This is a genomic window from Nostoc sp. ChiVER01 (assembly GCF_034531155.1).
In the GTDB taxonomy this organism is placed as follows: Bacteria; Cyanobacteriota; Cyanobacteriia; order Cyanobacteriales; family Nostocaceae; genus Nostoc.
In genome coordinates this window covers 1-1010 of the sequence record NZ_JAVRBS010000077.1, presented here as the reverse complement: position 1 = coordinate 1010, position 1010 = coordinate 1, and the positions used below count along the sequence as shown (strand labels likewise).

The 1010-nt window shown below is 38.2% G+C and carries 1 protein-coding gene; it reads left to right on the top strand.

Translation table 11 applies throughout. From position 1 onward, the window contains the following. Positions 1-993 (top strand): sensor histidine kinase (locus tag RMY00_RS36035; RefSeq protein ID WP_322652133.1); only part of this gene is annotated, 993 nt, incomplete at its 5' end. Positions 994-1010: the final 17 nt, after the last annotated feature.

The following is a 1010-nucleotide window of genomic DNA, read 5'->3' as shown; positions in this document are numbered from 1 at the left end:
GAACTATCGGAAACATACGGCAAATTAGGTAATAGCGAAATGGCTTATGCCTGGCTTAAAAAGTACACTAAATTGCGGGATAGCATAAATACAAAAGATATAGAGCATAAAATAAGTACGCTAGAGGTAAAATTTAAGACAGCGGAGAAGGAAAAAAAGATAATTGCCCTTAATGCCGAAAATGAAAAAGCAAACCTATCGGCAAAGAATAGCAAGCTATTCAGCTGGCTATTTGGCATAGCTTGTTTGTTTTTATTGGCTGTTGCTACTTTAGGCTGGCTTTTTTATAGAAGCAGTAAAAAATTAGCTGTACAGAAAGATCTGAACCATCAGCAGCAGATTGAAGACATTGACCGCAGGCAACAGATTAAAATTGTGCAGGCCATGTTAAATGCCAAAGAAGAGGAACAAAACAGGGTTGCACGCGATCTGCACGATGGATTGGGCGGAACCCTTGCCGGAATAAAGATTAATCTGGTTCATTACGCCACAGGAAAGAGCAATAATAATGACCCACAATTGCAGCAGATTATGAACCAAATGGAAGGCTCGATAAATGAACTGCGCCGGATTGCACATGATATGATGCCCAAAATGCTGCTTAACTTTGGCCTGGAAGAATCTTTAAGGGATTTATGCGAATCGTTAGCTTCTAAAAAACTGAATATCGATTTTAAATACCTGGGCATTAAACATACTTTGTTGCCACAAGAACAGATGAGCATATACCGAATTGTACAAGAAGCGCTTGTTAATGCGGTTAAACATGCAGAGGCTAAAAAAATTTTATTGCAGTGCTCCCAAACCGAGAATATATTTTACATCACCATAGAAGATGATGGAAAGGGCTTTGACCCTGCTCATTTAGCTAAAGGTATGGGCATTCATAATATGAAAAACAGGGTTTCATACCTAAATGGTCAAATAGAAATCTTATCGGCCGAAAACAAAGTTGGCACTTCTATTAATATAGAGTTAGTTGTTACTACCTAAAGGCTATTTTGGCAAAA